This is a genomic window from Sanguibacter sp. HDW7 (assembly GCF_011300875.1).
GTDB lineage: Bacteria > Actinomycetota > Actinomycetes > Actinomycetales > Cellulomonadaceae > Flavimobilis.
Genome location: NZ_CP049862.1, coordinates 2,586,755 through 2,605,223 on the forward strand (window position 1 = coordinate 2,586,755; position 18,469 = coordinate 2,605,223).

Annotated in this window: 7 protein-coding genes; 4 read left to right on the forward strand and 3 right to left on the reverse strand. The window is 72.6% G+C overall.

What is annotated here, in order from left to right:
- Window positions 1–143 precede the first annotated feature (143 nt).
- On the reverse strand, window positions 144–11,300 hold the full coding sequence (locus G7063_RS11725; protein ID WP_166414551.1) for a DUF5979 domain-containing protein: 11,157 nt from the start codon (window positions 11,298–11,300) through the stop codon (window positions 144–146).
- Between the two features lie 297 nt (window positions 11,301–11,597).
- On the opposite strand from G7063_RS11725, the gene G7063_RS11730 reads away from it, so the two are divergent.
- The 4 genes from G7063_RS11730 to G7063_RS11745 all read left to right on the forward strand — a co-directional run bounded on the left by G7063_RS11730 (window position 11,598) and on the right by G7063_RS11745 (window position 16,207).
- Window positions 11,598–12,518: an ABC transporter ATP-binding protein gene (locus tag G7063_RS11730; RefSeq protein WP_166414552.1), complete on the forward strand. Its 921-nt coding sequence runs from the start codon at window positions 11,598–11,600 to the stop codon at window positions 12,516–12,518.
- The gene (locus G7063_RS11735) at window positions 12,515–13,684 is read left to right on the forward strand and encodes an ABC transporter permease (protein ID WP_166414553.1); all 1,170 of its coding nucleotides are present in this window, start codon (window positions 12,515–12,517) and stop codon (window positions 13,682–13,684) included. The genes G7063_RS11730 and G7063_RS11735 overlap by 4 nt, the downstream gene beginning before the upstream one ends.
- A 151-nt stretch (window positions 13,685–13,835) precedes the next feature.
- Window positions 13,836–14,363: a MarR family winged helix-turn-helix transcriptional regulator gene (locus G7063_RS11740; protein WP_166414554.1), complete on the forward strand. Its 528-nt coding sequence runs from the start codon at window positions 13,836–13,838 to the stop codon at window positions 14,361–14,363.
- A 53-nt stretch (window positions 14,364–14,416) separates the two neighbouring features.
- Window positions 14,417–16,207 (forward strand): ABC-F family ATP-binding cassette domain-containing protein, encoded by a 1,791-nt coding sequence (locus G7063_RS11745; RefSeq protein WP_166414555.1) that lies wholly within the window; start codon window positions 14,417–14,419, stop codon window positions 16,205–16,207.
- A 167-nt stretch (window positions 16,208–16,374) separates the two neighbouring features.
- On the opposite strand, the gene G7063_RS11750 is transcribed toward G7063_RS11745, so the two are convergent.
- Both G7063_RS11750 and rsmA read right to left on the reverse strand, forming a co-directional pair.
- Window positions 16,375–17,346 carry a 4-(cytidine 5'-diphospho)-2-C-methyl-D-erythritol kinase gene (locus tag G7063_RS11750; RefSeq protein ID WP_240916062.1) on the reverse strand — a complete coding sequence of 324 codons (972 nt, stop codon included), beginning with the start codon at window positions 17,344–17,346 and terminating at the stop codon, window positions 16,375–16,377.
- Window positions 17,343–18,383 (reverse strand): 16S rRNA (adenine(1518)-N(6)/adenine(1519)-N(6))-dimethyltransferase RsmA, encoded by a 1,041-nt coding sequence (gene rsmA / locus G7063_RS11755; RefSeq protein WP_166414556.1) that lies wholly within the window; start codon window positions 18,381–18,383, stop codon window positions 17,343–17,345. Before rsmA ends, G7063_RS11750 begins: the two co-directional genes overlap by 4 nt.
- Window positions 18,384–18,469 lie beyond the last annotated feature (86 nt).

An 18,469-nucleotide genomic window follows, 5' to 3' on the forward strand; every position in this document is an offset into this window, starting at 1 on the left:
GACCACACCTCGTGTCCACCGTTCGGACGGCGGGCGGGAGCATGCGTGGACGCCGCGCGCGCACCGACGACGACGACGGCCCGCGCCCCTCCGAAGAGGGGCGCGGGCCGTCGGTCGTCCGGGGCGCCAGGCGCCCGGGAACGTCAGGCGTTGCGCCTGCGCACCGCCACGAGGACGAGGCCCACGAGCACGAGCAGCGCCGCGAGGCCTGCCGCGCCGAGCACCTGGGCGCCCGTCACCGGGAGCCCCGGCTCGTCGGTCGGCTTGTCCGTCGGCTCGTCCGGACCCTCGGTCGGGCGCGAGTCGTCGTCGTCGAACGTGTTGACGACGCGCACCGTGACGTCCGTGCCCGTGAGCACGACGTCCGCGCTCGTGCCGGTCGCCTCGCGCTCGACGCCGTCCTGGACGACGACGACGCTCGTGGCGTCGGCGTCACCCGTCTCGACCTCGGTGACCGTGCAGTCCGCGGCGGCGGGAAGGTCCGCGTACCGCGTCGTGAGGCCGGCCGCCCGCGAGAGCGTGCGGCGGGCGCCGCCCGGCACCTCGACGTCGACGGTCTCGCCGTCGACCTCGCGCGTGCAGACGAGCTCGACGACGAACTCGGCGCTGCGGGCGCTGGACGCGCCCTCACCCTCGACCGACTTCGTCACCTCGACCGCCGCGACGTCGAACGTGTTCGTCACCGTGAACGACGCGGGCGTCGCCCCCGGGTCCGTCGCGTCCGTCACCGTCGCGGAGCCCACCGTGACGACCGACGCGTCCGCGCCGCCCGTCCGGGTCTCCGAGACCTCGCACGTCGCACCGGCCGGCAGGTGCCCGACCGTGAGCGTCGGCGAGGTGGCCGAGAGCTCGTGGAGCCCGTCGTGGACGGTGCCGCCCGCGACGTCGTCGGCCGTGCACACGAGGCGGACCTGGAACGTGCCCGTGCCCCACAGCGCGGCGCCCGCGCCGTCGACGACCTTCGTCACCGTGACGGGACCCGTCGGCAGCGTGTTCGTCACGACGACACCGTGGTCGACGCCGCGCTCGAGCGTGAGCGTCGTCGTCGCGACGGTCACAGGCGCGCCCTCGACCTCGTCGGCGACCTGCGTGACCGTCGTGCTCGTCGCACCTGCAGCGTCGGTCTCCGTGACGGTGCAGACCGAGCCGACGGGCACGCCGCCGATCTCGCGGGAGCCGTCCTGCGCAAGCGTGAACGCACGGTCGGCCGGGGCGAGGACCTCGGTGCCGCGGAACACGCAGCTCGCCTCGAACGCGAACGACGTCGTGTACGTCACCGGGGTGCCGTCGGCCGCGAGAGCTCCGTCGACCTTCTTCGTCACGGACAGACCCGTGAGCTCGTAGGTGTTCGTCACCGTGAGGGTCGACGTCTCGCCCGCGACGAGCGTCACGGGGTCGGACACCTGCACGTCGGTCTGGCCGGCGCCCGTCGTGTCCTCCTCGATCGTGCAGACCGAGCCCTCGGGCGCGTCGCCGACCGTGACGACCGTGCCGTCGCCCGGCAGCGTGACCTTGCCGCCGTTCGGCAGCGGCACCGACGCGCCCTCCCACGTGCAGGAGACCGTCGCGGAGAAGTCGGCGGGGGCGAAGCCCTTGCCGTCACCCACGACGAGCTTGCGTGCGACGACCGAGCCGTCGAGGAACGTGTTCGTCACCGTGATGCCCGCGGTCGCGGTGCCCTCGAGCACCTCGAACGTCGGCGGCGTCGGCGACGGCGTCCCCGTGCCGACCGTGTACTCCACGGTCTGCGGCGTCGGGGTCGACGTCGTCTCGGAGAGCTCGCACGTCGCGCCGGTCGGCAGGCCCTCGTACGTCACGGTGCGGGTGGTCCCCGTGCCCGTGAAGGTGCGGGTCGCGCCGCCGGGCACCGCGACGGGCACCTGGGCGCCGTCGACGGGGCGCGTGCAGACGAGCGTCACCGTGTACGTGCCGTCGAGCGCGGGGTCGAGCGTCGGAGCCGTCGGGCCCTCGATGCTCTTCGTGACCTCGAGGTCGCCGGTCGTGAACGTGTTCGTCGCCGTGACCTCGACCGGGTCGGTGAGGTCGGCGGTGACGACGACCGTCGCCGAGGCCTCGGTCGCCGGCATCGCCGCCGGGTCGTCGACCGTCACCGTGCCGTCGGGCGCGGTGAACGCCACGGCGTTCGCCCCGCCGCGCGCCGGCTCCGTGACGACGCACTCAGCACCGACCGGCAGGTTCTCCGGCCGCCACGTGAGGTCAGCGGTCGTCCAGGGGTCGTCCGCGTCGGCACGCTCGAACGTGTGCGAGCCGTCCCAGACCACGAGGTCCGCTCCGCCGACGCCCGCACCCGGAAGGGTGCAGACCATGTCGAGCTCGAACGGGCCGACCGCCCACACGGGCGTGCCGTCGGGCAGGACGCCGCCGTCACCGGCGATGTCCTTGACGACCTCGATCGCGCCCACGGGGTAGGTGTTCGTGTAGTCGACCGTCACCGACCGCGCCTGCGCCGAGCCGGCGCCGACCGTGAACGTCGCCGAACGGCCCGACGTCGTCGGGGAACCACCCGTGACGTCGATCGACGTCGTCGAGGCGTCGCCCGGGGGCTGCTCCGTCACCGTGCACTCAGAGCCGACCGGCATGCCGTCGACCGTCACGACCTCGTCGTGCGCGAGAGTCACGGACGCGACCACCTCGGTCACGGCCACGCCGCGGAACTCGCACGCGATGGCGAACGTGAACGACCGGCCGATCGCGACGCCGGCCCCGGCCGCGTCGAGCGCGCCCGTGACGACGTCCTTCGACAGGTCGAAGCCCGCCGAGAGGTCGTAGCGGTTCGTCACCGTGAACGTCGTGAACGGTGCCGCGTCAGCGATCGCGATCTCGTCCGTCGGCGTGATCGGAGTCGGGGCCGTCTCGCCGGGCTGCGTGACCGTGTACGAGACCGCGGTCTCGCCGTGGTCACCGGTCTCCTCGACCGAGCACGTCGACCCGACCGGGAGTCCGCCGACCGTCACCGAGCCGCCCGCCGGCACCGTGATCGGCGCCGTCGGCGACACGTCGTCGCCGTACCAGTCGCACGTGAGCGTCACCTCGAAGTCCGTCGGGACGTACTTCGAGTCGACCGCACCCGTGACGGACTTGGCGAGCGTCACGGACGTCGTGCCGAACGAGTTCGTCACGTCGAGCGCGACGTCGTTCGTGCTGCCGACCGTGAGCTGGCCGCCGTTGGTGATCGTCGTCCCCTGGGCCTGCGGGGTCGATGAGACCTCGCTGAGCGTGCAGTCCGCGTCCGTCGGCAGGCCCGCGTAGCGTGCCACGGCGCTCGTCGCGAAGTCGATCGTGCGGCGTGCCCCGCCCGGGACTGTGACCGGGACCGTCACGCCGTCGACCACGCGCGTGCACACGAGCTCGACGATGTACGTGCCCTGCTTCGCGGCCACCAGCTCGGCCGGGTCACCGGCGAGCTTCTTCGTCACGACGACGTCACCCTGGAGGAACGTGTTCTCGACGTCGACAGTCGCGGTACCACCAGCAGCGACGGCCACCGGGCTACCCACGATCTTGGAGTTCGCACCGCCCGTCGCGGTCTCGGTGACGGTGCACGTCGCGCCGACGAGGAGATTCCCGACCGTCCACGTCTGCGACGGCCACGTCGACGACGCGGCCCGGGCGAAGGTGTGCGTGCCCGAGTAGACGAGCTTCTGGGCACCGCCGACGCCGACCGGCGCCGTGCACGTCATGGAGACCGTGAACGGGTCGTCCGCCCACGCGGCGCCCGCACCACGGACATGCTTGGTCACCGCGACCGACCCGACCGGGTAGGTGTTGGTGAAGGCCGCCGTGACACCCGTCGCTGGGACACCCGGCGCGGGGAGCGTGAACGTCGTCGTCGATCCCGACCCGGACGCGGTCGCACCGGTGACCTGGACGGCCGGGACCGAGCCGTCACCGGCAGCCGTCTCCGTCACCGTGCACTCCGCACCCACGGGCAGGCCCGTGAAGGTGTGAGATCCGCCGTCCGTGACCGTCGTCGTCAGCGTCTGCGAACGTCCGTCGAGCGTGCAGACCAGCGAGAACGCGAAGGAGCGTCCGATCACGGGGGTGCCCGTGCCGTCCGACGCCTCCGTCCCGACGGCCTTGCTCACGGTGACCGTCGTCGCGACGTACTCGTTGGTCGCGGTGAACCCGAGCGTCGGCTGCCCGAGTGCCGGGACCTCGGTCGCGGCCGACGGAGAGAACGTCACGTTCGTCGCGCCGTGCGCGTTCGGCTCTGAGATCTGGCACGACGACCCGACGGGCACGCCCGTCACAGTTGCCGTGCCGTTCGCCGGGACCGCCACCGTACGATCAGGCAGGGACTCGCCCTGCCACGTGCACGCGAGCGTGAGCGAGTAGCTCGGCGCACCCCAGGCTGCGGCACCGCCGGTCACCAGCTTGGTGAGGATCACGCTCGTGTCGACGATCGTGTTCGTCAGCGTGAGCGCCGCATCCGTCCCCGAGCCGACCGTCACCGGGCCGTCCGAGGCCGCCGTGTAGTCGACGCCCGCGACGAGGGTCTTGCCGCCGACCGACGCCGAGAGCTCGGTGACGTCGCAGACCGCATCCGTGGGGAGCAGGTCCCACGTGGCGGCGAACGAGCCGGTCGAGCCGAGCGTCCTGTCGCTGCCGCCCGGGATCGAGATGGGGCTGCCGCCGACCGTGCACCCGAGGCGCACCTCGTACCCGGCGTCCGCGTCGCGCAGCACGTCAAGGTCCTTCGCGGCACCCGCGAACGCCTTCGTGACCCTCACGCCCCCCTCGCGGAAGTCGTTCGTCACGCCGATGCTCACGGTCGTGCCGTCACCGACACGGACCTGGCCGTTCGCCGGGGTCGTCGTCACGTGCGCACCTGCGCTGACCGGCTCCGTGAGGGTGCAGGTCGCGCCCGTCGGCAGGTCGTCGACCGTCTCGGAGATCGTCCGGCCTGCCCACGAGGTGCGTCCGCCGTCCGTCTTCCCATAGGTGAACGTCTTCCGGTAGACCTCCCGCGGCGAGGTGAGCCCCGCCGGCTGAGCGATCGCGCACACGAGGTCGAGCGAGATCGTGCTGCCGCTCCAGCGCTCGATGCCGGGGCCCGTGAACGTCTTCTCGAACGACAGCGAGCCGGTCGAGAACGTGTTGGTGAACGCGGTCGTCGACGCCGTGGCGTCACCCGGGCCGTTCTCCTGGGCGAGGTGGTCCGTCACCGTGAAGCGCGTCGTGCCGTTCGCCGGCGTGCCGACGACGGTCGCACCGGCGTCCGTCGTCACCATCGCGACCGACTGGCCCGCGTTGCTGCGGCTCACCTCCGTGACGCTGCACTCCGACCCCACAGGGATCTGCGTGAACGTGAGGCTCTGGCCGTGCTCGAGCGAGAACGAGGTCTCGCCTGCGACAAGGACCTCACGGCCCAGGTAGGTGCAGCTTGCGGTGAAGGCGTACGGCCAGTCACGGACGAGGAGGTCGCCATCCTGGTCCTTCGCGCCACCGTCGTCGACATTCTTCGTCACGGTGAAGCCCGAGTTGGCATACGTGTTCGTCACGTCCGCGCGCGGCCGCTCAGCGGTCGCCGGCGCCCACGGGTGGTGGACGGCCGCGTTGCTCGCGAGCGAGGCGAGCGCGGTGAGCGTGCCCGGCGTCGTACCGCCCGGCGCGTAGGAGACCTTGACGCCCGCGGGCTGGCCCTCCTCCGTCACGGTGCACTCCGCGAAGAGCGGCAGGTTCGTCGTCGTTGCGTCGAGGACGCGCGAGCCGCCCGCGGGGACCGTGACGACAAGGTCGTCCTCGTCCTCACGGATCCACGCGCTGACGCCCGGCGTCACCGTGTCGCGCTTGAGCGCGAGCTTGGCACCGCCCACGCCCGGTGCGAAGCACGCGAGGCGGAACGTGTAGCTCGTCGGGAGCGCCGCGGTCGCGCCGGGACGCCACAGGGAGGTGCCGTCGCCTGCCGACGGGGTCCGGACGATCTTCGCGACGTCGATCGCGCCGGGCGCGGTCGCGACGCCGACCTTGCGCGGCTCGATGACTGTCGAGACGCGGAGAGTCCCGTTCGCGGTCGCACGGGCACCCGTGCCGCCCGCGACCGAGTTGAACGCGATCGGCAGGTCGAGCTCGCTCGGCGGCGCGATCGCCGGGGTGCGCGTCTTCATGCGGACACTCACCGTCTCGCCCGGCTTGAGGCCCGAGTGCACGGTCGTGTTCGAGGTCCAGCGGACGACGACCTTGATCGCCGACGCCGTCCTGAGCTGGTCCTCAGTCTCGGAACCCGTCATGAGGGTCCAGCCGCGGCCCTCGACCTCGGTCTTGCACGTGGCGACGAGCGGGCCGCCGTTCGTGTGCTTGATGTCGTCGTCGGAGCACGAGGGCGCGAGCGTCTTCGACGTCCAGTAGACCTCGGTGCTCGCCGGCGTGTTGCCCGAGGGCGCGTCGACGGTCACACCCGGCAGGAGCGTCACGTCGAACGCCGACCCGCGCTGCTGGTCGATCCAGACACCGGTGTCGCCGACCCGCGGGAGCGTGTCGATGATCGTCACGACGTGCGCGTCGACGTTGCCGATGTTCTTCATCGACATGCGCCACTCCTCGACGCCGCCGGGGCGGGTCACCGGGACGCACGGGTGCTGGTAGAACAGACCACCCGCGTTGGGTGCGGCGCAGTCGGCCGCGGCACCGGTGCGGGCGAAGACGCCGAGGTCGGCGGACGAGGACGTCTCGCCCGCCCCGTCACCCCGGACGGCCTTCGTGATCTGGATGGGCGCGACGGCCGGCGTACGCACGTGCGTCGTCGCGGCGCACTCGTCCGTGTTCGTCACCGTCGTGCTGCCCACACCGTTCGTCGTGTGCGCGCACGAGTCGAACATGCGGTCGCTGCGGACGCCGAACGTGTTGCTGTACGCCTTGTCGGCCGCCGCCCCGTCTCGCAGCCGGAGGTGACCGACGACCTTGAGGGTCTGGCCGGGCTGCAGGATGAAGCCGGCCGGGACCGTGAACGTCACCTTGCCGGTGACCTCGTCGAGCGCTCCCGAGAAGCCGGCCGGCACAGGCAGGCTCGCGCCGCCCGCGTCCGCGAGCGAGAACTCGAAGACCTTCCAGTCAGCAGGGTCCGTGCCCTCGGTGTCAGGGGCCGGAACGGCCGTGAGGATCGAGGACCCGCCGACGACCTGGACGTCGTCGCGCAGGACGAGACCCGTCATGGGCCACTGCCCCGTGTTCTGCACCGTCATGCCGTACTTGATGTCCGTACCGAGGTTGACGGTCTGCGCGTCGGTGTCCCCGGCCTTGCCGTTGCCCGGCGTCTTCGTCACCTTGACGGAGTTCGTGAGGTGCGTGAGCGTCGTCTCGGCATCGTCGCCGGCGTCGTCCGAGTACCGCTGGCCGTTCCAGACGCCCTCGCCGTGGACGACGAAGCTGTTCGACGTCACGCCGCGCTTCGCCTCGCCCGGGGCCGCCGGGACGTCCGGACGCGTCGTCGACGGGGTCTCGCCCGTGAGGAGCGCGGCGCGGCGCACGGCCGTGAGGTCGAGCTCGATCCGCGGGCTCGCCGGGCGCTCCCAGCGCACGCGCGCCGTGTCGCCGAGGTCGGTCTCCGAGGCGACCTTGAAGACCTCGAGACGGACGCCGCGCACCTGCGACCAGCTCACGCCGGCCGGGGGCGTCACGGCGGTCGACGCGAGGCGCACGTCGGAGTCCACCCAGCACGGATCGAGGTCGGCGTCGCCGTTGCACGTCACCGTCACGACACCGCCGGTCGACGACCAGGCGAGGTCCTTGTCGCCGTCGTTGTCGACGAGCGTGCTGACGACGTACCGGTTGGGGCCGCCCGTCGGAACCGTGAGCCGCGCGCCCGTGAGGTCGAAGACGTTGAAGAACTGCGGGTCCGCGTCGGTGAGCGTGAGCGTCGTCGTGCGCGCCGTGCCCGCGGGTCGCCCCTCGAGGTGCACGGTGTACGGACCCGTCGCCGCGGCCGAGCCCTCGACCGCCGTCGACGGCGTCACCGTCTTGCCCGACGTGACGTCGTAGCTCGGGTTCGCGAGACCGAGCGTGTCGTCGTCGGAGCCCGACGTCGAGTCGACGGACGCGACGCCGCCCGGGCGCTCGAGCTCGAAGTACGCGTTGTTCGTGATCGTCGTCCCCGGTGCGAGCGCGACGTCGTCGCGCAGCTGGTGGACGAGACGGGTCGTCGACCCGGCCGAGGGCGCGATGACGCCCTCGTGCGTCACGGTGACGAGCGTGACGTCACGGAGCTGCGCCGGCGTGAGCGCCTGGGCCTCCGCGATCGTGTACGACTCGTCCGGACCGGTCTCCCGCTGGAGCGTGACCGTCGTGCTCGTCGCGCCCGAGGGCACCGTCATCTCACCGATGCCGTAGAGGCGCAGGTAGGTGTTCGTGTTCGACGGCACCTGGACGCCCGGACCCGAGTACGGGTCCACGATCTCCAGGCTCGACGTGCGCGAGAGCGTCGTGTTCGTCACCGTGATCGTCGCGTCGACGAGCGGGTACTGGTCCGCGCCTGTGCTCGCGGCCGGGATGGGGAGCTCCGACTGGTCGAACTCCTTGCTGATGCTCGCGTTGAGGACCGAGTCGACGATGACCGCCGTGTCGGCGTCCGTCGACGTGAAGTCGGTCGTGCCGGCCGTGCCCGTCGCGCTCACCGTGTTGCGGAGCGTCGCGTGGCCACCGTTGTACGTGGCGTCCGGGTGGTCGTCACCCAGGACGTACGTCGCGGGGTCCGCGCGTAGCGTGTCGCGCACGCGCAGCGTGAGGTCGAGCGCGTAGCGCCCGGTCTCCGGCTCGACCATCGGCCTGCCCTCGGGGCCGACGAACGTCGCGCGCACGCCGACCGTCGAGGCCTGCTCGGCCGCGTCGAGCAGGTAGACGTCACCCGTAACCTTCGACGTGACGTCGATCCACGTGCCCGTCGTCATGCTGAACAGCTCGAGGCGCGCGAGGCGGTTGCCGCCGTTCGAGGCGGGCGCGAGGCCCGCGACCTGCGTGAGGTCGACCGCGTCGTAGGCGGACGTCGTGAGGTCGGTGAGGGCGCTCGCGTCCGCGGGGTCCGTGAGGACCAGCTTCTCCAGCGGCAGGCCCGCTGTCGTCCAGCGCAGCTGCGCCGTCTCCGAGCCGCCGGCGAGCGCCGTGTACGTCTTCGCCCACGTCTTGTCGACGAGGTCGGGGCCCGTGCCGTCGACCGGCAGCACCTCGGTGCCGGCGTCGTCCTGCTCCGAGACGACGGGGACGACGGCGTCGTCGTTCGTCACGGTGACGCCCGCAAGGTTCGCGAGCGCGAGCGGAGCCTTCTCGCCGTCGACGACGGGGTAGGCGTCCGCGAGCGGGACGCCGTCACGGCCGGTCGCGAGCAGCTCGGTCGCGATGACCGGGCGGACGTGGAAGCCTGGCTCGAGGATCTGGCCGGGCTTGGCCTGGTAGTCGAGCTGGATGCCCTGCGCGCCTGGGGCGGGCGCCGCCGGGACGGCGAGGTCCTTGACGATCTGCGGGCCCGGGTAGGTGCCGAGCACCTGCCAGACACCGTCCGCGTCGAGGTAGCGCACGACGAGCTCGGCGTTCGCGGGGACCTCCGCGGTCGTCACACCCGTGACGCGCGCGTAGTTCCAGAACGTCGAACCCGCGCCGACGGGGTCGGTGATGACGAGCGAGTCCGCGCCGATCGTCGACGCCGGCTGCTCGGACACCTTCGCGTCGAACTTCACGCCGGTCGAGACGCCGCCGACACCCCAGAGCTCGGGACGCAGGATCTCCTTGACGAGCTCCGTCGCGATGCGCTCGGGCAGCAGGTCGATGGCGTCCGTCGAGGTGACCGTCTCGCCCCGGGCGTCGCCGTCGGTCGCCTGCGCGGTCGCGACGTTCGTCGCCGTCGACTCCGCGAAGATCTCCGGGGAGGCCTCGACGACGAAGGGCACGACGGCCTGCGCACCAGGCTGAAGGTCGCCCTCGAACGTCGCCGTGAAGCGCGCGACGACCTTGCCCGCGTCCGGGCCGGGCAGCGTTCCGTCGACGTTCGTCGTCGCCGACGAGGTCGAGCCGTCCGCGTACGTGTAGACGACCGTCGCGCTCTCCGCGCCCGCGGGCCACGTGATCGACGCGGTGTCCGTGTCGGCGTAGCCGCCGAACGTCAGCCCCTGGTCGCCGAAGGTCGGCTGGCCGGACGACGCGCTCGGCTCCGTGAGCGTCAGCGAGGTCGCGGCCATGCCGGTGACCTTGGCATCGAGCGTCGCCACGGCCTGGCCCGCCGACGTGAGCCAGTCACGGCTGAACGACTTGGTGAGGTCGACGCCGGGGTTCTGCTTCTTCACGGTGACGGTTGCGTCGTCGGTCTTGGCCGGGGACGTCGTCCCGTCCTTCCGCACCGTCGCGGACAGCCAGTTCTCGAGGACGAGCGAGTCGCCCTCGGGGACGTCAGCGACCGAGTCGCGCGTCACCGTCGCGAGGTCGACCCCGCCCGTGGCACCCTTGGCGATCGCGCCGGCCGGTCCCGTGAACTCGACCGCGAAGCCGGACGGGTCGACACCAGCCGGGACGAGCCCGTCGAGCGAGCCGCCTGCGGCGTAGGTCGTCGTCGTCGTGCCGCCGCCCGCGAGGTTCCAGGTGAACGTCGCACCGGTCGCGCCCTGGGGCAGGTCGATCTTCTTGACGCCCGTGACCGCGAGGTGGTCGAACACCGAGGGCGTCGCCGTCGAGGCGTCCGTGAGCGTCAGCGCGTCGACCGCGGTGTTCGAGGAGTTCGTGCCCTGCAGCCGCCACACGACCGGGAGGCCGGGGCGCGCGGGAACGATGCCCGACGCGGGGGACGCGACGGACTTGTCGGGCGTCGCGGCGAGGTTCTCCTCGACGGCGAGGACGATGTCGGCCGGGTCGGTCGCCTCCTCCGCGTTGATCGCGGTCGCGACGGCCGTGTTGGTGATCGTCGCGTTGTCGAAGGACGGGTCGGCGTCTGCAGCGACCCGTGCCTTGATGCGGATGATGACCTCGTTCGCGCCGAGGCCCGTGTAGCCCTCGCCGAGGTTCGAGGTGAAGTCGACGCGCACGGTGCGGCCGGTGACCGAGACGTCGCCCGCGTTGTTCGTCACCGTGACGTCGTCGGGGCCGTCGATCTCGAGCGGTGCCGGCAGGACGTCGGTCATCGCACCGTCGACGCACCCGGGCGAGTCGATGAGCGCGCACGACACCGTGATGACGTAGGTGACCGTCTCGCCGGGCCGGAAGGAAGGGGTCGAACCCTGGTCATCACCTTCGACGGCCTTCTCGACGGAGATCCGTGCGATGTCGAGGTCCGCCGGGGCCGCGACGGACGGTATGACGACCATCCCCACGACCGCGACCGCGAGCGCGGACGCTGCCGCGACCGCCCTCGTCCGGACAGACTCCCACCTCGTACGCCTGTGCTGCGCCACAGTGACCTCCCCCGTCTCCGTGCAGCCTTGCGCGTCGCCCGTCGATGGGGACGCTTCCATGCTGGTCAGACGCTACCGTGCCACTTACCAGGGAGAAACCACCCGCGGGCCCTCGCTCGCCGAAATGTCAGGAAAACCGCACCTCCCGTGGCACACTTCACCCTGAGGATGGCAAGGTGGAGGCCCCACCTCGCTCACCACGGAGAACACGTGACACGCCTCGAGCTCCGCTCCCTCGTGAAGTCCTACGGCACCCGCCGCGTCCTCGACGACGTCTCGTTCACGGTCGACGGCGGAGAGATCCTCGGCTTCGTCGGCGCCAACGGCGCGGGCAAGACGACGACCATGCGCATCGTCCTCGGCGTCCTCGCCCCCGACGGCGGCGAGGTCCTCCGGGACGGGCGTCCGCTCGGCCCCGCGCAGCGCCGCCGCATCGGCTACATGCCCGAGGAGCGTGGCCTCTACCCCAAGATGAAGGTCGGCGAGCAGCTCGAGTACCTCGCGCGCCTCCACGGGCTTGACGCCGCCGCCGCGAGCACCGCGACCCGCGAGTGGACCGAGCGCCTCGGCGTCTCCGAACGCCTCGGCGACGAGGTGCAGAAGCTCTCGCTCGGCAACCAGCAGCGCGTCCAGCTCGCCGCAGCGCTCGTCCACTCCCCCGAGATCCTCGTGCTCGACGAGCCGTTCTCCGGCCTCGACCCCGTCGCGGTCGACGTCATGAGCTCCGTGCTCCGCGAGCGCTCCGCCGTGGGCGTCCCCGTGGTCTTCTCCTCCCACCAGCTCGACCTCGTCGAGCGTCTGTGCGACCGCGTCGGCATCATCCGCGCCGGCCGCATGGTCGCGCTCGACACCGTCGACCGGCTGCGCTCGGCGGGCGCCGCCCGCTGGCGCGTCGTCGCCCCGCAGGCCGCGCCCGGCTGGGCCGCGGCCGTCCCCGGTGCGCGCGTCGTCTCCGACGGGCCCGACGGCACCGTCGTCGAGGTCACGCACGACGGCGTCGAGCAGCAGGTCCTCGCGGCCGCGCTCGCGACCGGCCCCGTCCACGAGCTCACGCGTGTCCGTCCCAGCCTCACCGACCTGTTCCGCGACGTCGTCGCAGGCGACCAGCACCACGAGGAGACCCCCGCATGAGCCCCGTCCGGACCGTCCGACTCGTCGCCGCCCGCGAGATCGCGACCCGCGCCCGCTCGAAGGCCTTCGTGTGGACGACCGCGATCGTCCTCGTCCTCATCGTCGGAGGCTCCGCGCTCGTCGGCGTCCTCGGCGGCAAGGAGCCCGACCCTCTCACCGTCGGCGTGCCCGACGACCGCACCGCGACCGCCCTCGCCGCCGCCGCGACCGCGACCGGCGCGCTCGTCGACCCCACCGTGACGACCGCCCCCACGCAGGACGGCGCCGACCCGTACGTCGCGCTCGACGACGACGGCACCGTCCGTGTCACCGTCGGCACCGAGGTGCCCTCCGGGCTCACCGCGACGCTCACCGTCATGGCGCAGCGTGCCGCGCTCAGCACGGCCATCGCCGGGCTCGGCGGCGACCCCGCACAGGTCGACGCGGCCGTGCTCGGCGCACAGCCGGTCGTCACGACGCTCGGCGAGCCGACGGCCGGCCCCGAGCTCGGGGCGTCGATCCTCGGCCAGGTCGTCGGCATCCTCATCTTCGTCGCCATCATGACGACCGGGCAGATGGTCGCCCAGGGCGTCGTCGAGGAGAAGTCGAGCCGCGTCATCGAGATCCTCCTCGCGGCGATCCGACCCGCCGAGCTCATCGCGGGCAAGGTCCTCGGCATCGGCGCGCTCGGCCTTGCGCAGGTCGTCGCGTACGTCGGCGTCGGCGCAGCCTCCGCCACGGCGTTCGGGCTGTTCGACGGCATGAAGGTCGACCTCGGCTCCGCCGTGTGGTCGACCCTCGTGTGGTTCCTCCTCGGCTACGCGATCTACGCGCTGCTCTTCGCCGCGGCGGGCGCGCTCGTCTCGCGGCAGGAGGACGTCGGCTCCGTGACGACGCCCATCCTCATGATGCTCATGGTGCCCTACATCGTCGGGATCTCCGTCGCTCCCTGGGACCCGACGAACACGCTCGTCACCGTCCTGTCGTACGTGCCGTTCTTCACGCCGCTCATCATGCCGATGCGCTCGGCCCTCGGCGTCGCGGCACCGTGGGAGGTCATCCTCATGATCGTCGTGTGCACGGCGCTCGTCGCGGCGCTCGTGTGGGGCGCCGGCAAGATCTACGGCCGCGCCGTGCTGCTCACCGGCGCGCGCGTGCCGCTGCGCGAGGTGCTCCGCTCCCGCTGAGCCGGTTCTCCCGACGGATCGACGCGTTCCGACCGTTCGACGGTCGGAACGCGTCGATCCGTCGGGACGGGCAGCGCTGAGGCGCCGACCTGTTCCCGGACCGTGACCGACGTCCCGCCACAGGTATCTCGACGTCAAGTAATCTGGTGCGATGAACCAGGCCGGAGCAGCGCAGACGGGCGTGCCCGCGACCCCGGACGAGGTCGACCGCATCGTCGACGCGTGGCGCCGCGAGCGCCCCGACCTCGACGTCGCCCCGCTCGAGGTGCTCTCGCGCGTCACCCGGCTCGCCCGGCACCTCGACCGCGCACGTCGTGGCGCGTTCGCCCGCCACGACCTCGAGACGTGGGAGTTCGACGTCCTGTCCGCCCTGCGCCGCGCGGGCGTCCCCTACGAGCTCTCCCCCGGGGCGCTCCTCACGCAGACGCTCGTGACGTCCGGCACCATGACCAACCGGATCGACCGGCTCGAGGACCACGGCCTCGTCTCCCGTCACCCCTCGCCCGAGGACCGTCGGGGCGTGCTCGTGCGCCTCACCACCTCGGGCCTCACGAAGGTCGATGCCGCCATGGCGGACCTCGTCGCGGAGGAGCACACGCTCCTCGGCACGCTCGACCCGGCCCAGCGCGACACGCTCGCGGCCCTGCTGCGGACGGTGCTCGGGCAGTTCGACGCCTGAGGGCCGCGTCGCCCCGGGACCAGGGCGCGGCCGCTGACGCATAGACTCGCGCGGTGGCCCATCTCCTCGGCGCGGAGAACCTCCGCATCGCCTTCCCGCACAAGATCGTCCTCGACTCCGTGAGCCTCGGGCTCGACGAGGGCGACCGCGTAGGCGTCGTCGGACGCAACGGCGACGGCAAGTCGACCCTCATGCGTCTGCTCGCCGGACGCACGGCGCCCGACGACGGCCGCGTCACCGTGCGCGGCGGCGTCACCGTCGCGATGCTCGACCAGACCGACACCCTCGACCCCGACCTCACCGTCGGGTACGCGATCGTCGGCGACCGCCCCGAGCACGAGTGGGCGGGCGACGCGCGCGTCCGCGACGTCCTCGACGGGCTCGTGCGCGACCTCCCGTGGGACGCCCGCGTCGGCGACCTCTCCGGCGGCCAGCGGCGCCGCGTCGCGCTCGCCGCGCTCCTCACCCAGGACCACGACGTCCTCTTCCTCGACGAGCCCACCAACCACCTCGACGTCGAGGGCGTCGCCTGGCTCGCCGCGCACCTGCGCACGCGCTGGGCCGCGAACGCGGGCGGGCTCCTCGTCGTCACGCACGACCGCTGGTTCCTCGACGAGGTCTGCACCGCGACGTGGGAGGTGCACGACGGCATCGTCGAGCCCTTCGAGGGCGGCTACGCGGCCTACGTCCTGCAGCGCGTCGAGCGCGACCGGCAGGCGTCCGTCGTCGAGCAGAAGCGCCAGAACCTCATGCGCAAGGAGCTCGCGTGGCTGCGCCGCGGCGCGCCCGCACGCACGTCAAAGCCCCGCTTCCGCATCGACGCCGCCAACCAGCTCATCGCCGACGTGCCTCCCGTGCGCGACACCGTCGAGCTCGCGCGCGTCGCCACAGCGCGCCTCGGCAAGCAGGTCGTCGACCTCGAGGACGCAGGCTTCGCCTACGGCGACGTACCCGTGCTGCACGACGTCACGTGGCGCATCGCGCCCGGCGAGCGCACGGGCCTGCTCGGCGTCAACGGCGCCGGCAAGTCGACCCTGCTCAAGCTCATCACCGGGGAGCTCTCCCCCACGGCGGGCAGGGTCAAGCACGGCAAGACCATCAAGGTCGCGACGCTCACGCAGGAGCTCGCCGAGCTCGGCGACGTGTGGGACGACCGCGTCTCCGACGTCGTCGCGTCCTACCGCACGACGTACGTCTCCGGCGGCAAGGAGATGACGCCCGGCCAGCTGCTCGAGCGCCTCGGCTTCACGAACGCGCAGCTCTCGACGCAGGTCAAGGACCTCTCGGGCGGGCAGCGGCGGCGCCTGCAGCTGCTGCTCATCCTTCTCGACGAGCCCAACATCCTCGTCCTCGACGAGCCGACGAACGACATGGACACCGACATGCTCGCCGCGATCGAGGACCTCCTCGACACGTGGCCCGGCTGCCTGCTCGTCGTCTCCCACGACCGCTACCTGCTCGAGCGCGTCACCGACCAGCAGTACGCCGTCACCGAGGGCACCCTGCGGCACCTGCCGGGCGGCGTCGACGAGTACCTCGCGCTGCGCTCCGCGCAGCGCAGGGCGCAGGACGCGGCGGCCCGCGGCGGTGCTGCCGCGGCCGCGCCGACCGCCGACGGTCTCTCGGGCGCCGAGCGGCGCGAGCTCACGAAGGAGGTCGGGGCGATCGAGCGGCGCATGACGAAGCTCGAGAACCAGGTCGCGAAGGTCCACGCGGACATGGCGGCGCACGACCAGTCGGACTTCAGCGGGCTCGCGGGACTGCAGGCGAAGATCACCGCGGCGGAGACAGAGCTCGCGGAGGCGGAGGAGCGCTGGCTCGAGCTCACGGAGCTCCTCGGCTGACGCCGCCCCAGCCTGCGGTGTTCCGATAGCCGATCCACACCCTGGAGGTGTCCGAATCGGCTATCGAGCATCGAACCCGTCTGCTCGATAGCCGATGGGTACGTCTCAAGCGGCTCGATCGGCTATCGAGCCACGTCGCGGTCCGCCGAAGGTGTCGGGGGCAGGTGTCAGGGGGTGGGGAGGGCGAGGAGCCTTGCGCCCGGGACGTTGCCCGTCGCCGTCACCACGTCGTCGACGACGTCCGCCGCCATCATCGCCGCCGCAAGAGCGAGCGCGTGCCGGGGCGAACGGCCCAGCGCCGCGACCGTCGGCCCCGAGCCCGAGACGACGACGCCGAGCGCCCCCGCCGCGCGCGCCACATCGACGACCTCGCGGAGCGCCGGCTCGAGGTCGCACGACGCCGACTCGAGGTCGTTGCGAAGATGCGCGCCGACACCCTCGGCGTCACCTGCACGCAGCGCCGCCATGAGCGCCGTCCCCGGCTCGTCGTCCCAGCTGTCCGCGATCGGCACGTCCTCGCCGCGCGCAGCAGCCTCCGCGAGCCGCTCGTCGAAGCGCCCGTAGGACGCCGCCGTCGAGATCCCCGCACGCCGCAGCCCGAACGCCCAGTGAAGCTCGCCCCGCACGAGCGCGGGCGTGAGCAGCTCGCCGCGGCCCGTGCCGACGGCAGTGTGCCCGACGAGCGGGAACGCGACGTCCGCACCGAGCTCGCCCGCGAGCTCGAGCAGCCGCTCCCTCGGCACGCCCGTCCCCCACAGCGCGTCGCACGCGAGGAGCGCCGCCGCGCCGTCCGCCGAGCCGCCCGCCATGCCGCCCGCGACGGGCACGCCCTTGGCGAGGTGCAGGTGGACGTCGGGGTCGACACCGACCTCGGCCGCGAGCAGCTCGGCGGCCCGCCACGCGATGTTCGACCCGTCGAGCGGCACGAGCTCCGACTGCAGGCCCGACGCCGTGATCGACAGGCCGTCCCCGCGCGTCGCCGTGACGTCCTCGAAGAGCGACACCGCCTGGAACACCGAGACGACACGGTGGTAGCCGTCGTCGCCCACGGGGCTCACCTGGAGCGCGAGGTTGACCTTGCCCGGTGCCCGGACGACGACACGTTCAGGCAGCCCGCTCGCACGACGCAGCCCCGTCACGCGGCGGACCCGTCGGTCGGCGCTGACCCGCTGGCCGGAGCAGAGCCGTCCGACATCACAGCGCCGACGGCAGCAGCGCCCTCGGACGTCGCGCCGTCACCGGAGGCAGCAGCGTCACCGTCGGCGGCCCGACGCTCCCGCTCGCGCCGCGACGCGCGGGGCGCGGGAGCGTGGAAGCCGCCGCGCGCGAGGATCTCCTCGGTGATGCGCGCGAACGTGTCGATGTCGCAGACCTCGCCGCGGGCCGACGGGTCGACGCCCGCGGCCTCGAGCGCCTCGGCAGCGGCCGCGCCCGAGCCGGCGAGGCCGGCGAGCGTGGCCCGGAGCGTCTTGCGCCGCTGCGCGAAGGCAGCGTCGACGACGGTGAAGACGTCCTCGCGCGACGCGGTCGTCGACGGCGGCTCGCGCCGCTCCATCGCGACGAGCGCCGAGTCGACGTTGGGCGCGGGCCAGAAGACGTTGCGTCCGATCGTCGCGGCGCGCGACGTGCGGCAGTACCAGGCGGCCTTGGCCGACGGCACGCCGTAGGTCTTCGACCCGGGGGGCGCGGCGAGGCGGTCCGCGACCTCCAGCTGCACCATGACGAGCACGCGCTCGAGCGAGTCGAAGCGCTCGAGGAAGTGCAGCAGCACGGGCACGGAGACGTTGTACGGAAGGTTTGCGACGAGCGCGACGGGCGGCGGCCCGGGCAGCTCGGTGACGGTGAGGGCGTCCTGCCCGACGAGCGAGAACCGCTCGGCCGCGTCCGGCTGGAACGTCGCGACCGTCGTCGGCAGCTCGGCTGCGAGGACCGGGTCGATCTCGACCGCGACGACGCTCGCGCCCGTCTCGAGGATCCCGAGCGTGAGCGAGCCGAGGCCCGGGCCGATCTCGACGACGTGCTCACCCGCCGAGACGCCCGCGGTCCGCACGATCTTGCGCACGGTGCCCGCATCGATGACGAAGTTCTGGCCGAGCGTCTTCGTCGGCCGCACGCCGAGCCTCTCGGCGAGCTCCCGTACCTGGACGGGGCCGAGAAGGGTGGCGGCAGAAGTCATGCCCACGAGCCTACGCGGCCCGGCCCGCACGCAAGAATCCGGGCGCCTGGCTGCGCGTGGCAGCCGGACGCCCGGACTCGTGGGAC

Bases quoted from the DNA above. Each gene is read 5' to 3' on its own strand.
- G7063_RS11735 (WP_166414553.1), top strand. From the start codon at position 12,515: ATGAGCCCCGTCCGGACCGTCCGACTCGTCGCCGCCCGCGAGATCGCG.
- G7063_RS11740 (WP_166414554.1), top strand. From the start codon at position 13,836: ATGAACCAGGCCGGAGCAGCGCAGACGGGCGTGCCCGCGACCCCGGAC.
- rsmA (WP_166414556.1), bottom strand. From the start codon at position 18,383: ATGACTTCTGCCGCCACCCTTCTCGGCCCCGTCCAGGTACGGGAGCTC.
- G7063_RS11725 (WP_166414551.1), bottom strand. From the start codon at position 11,300: ATGGTCGTCATACCGTCCGTCGCGGCCCCGGCGGACCTCGACATCGCA.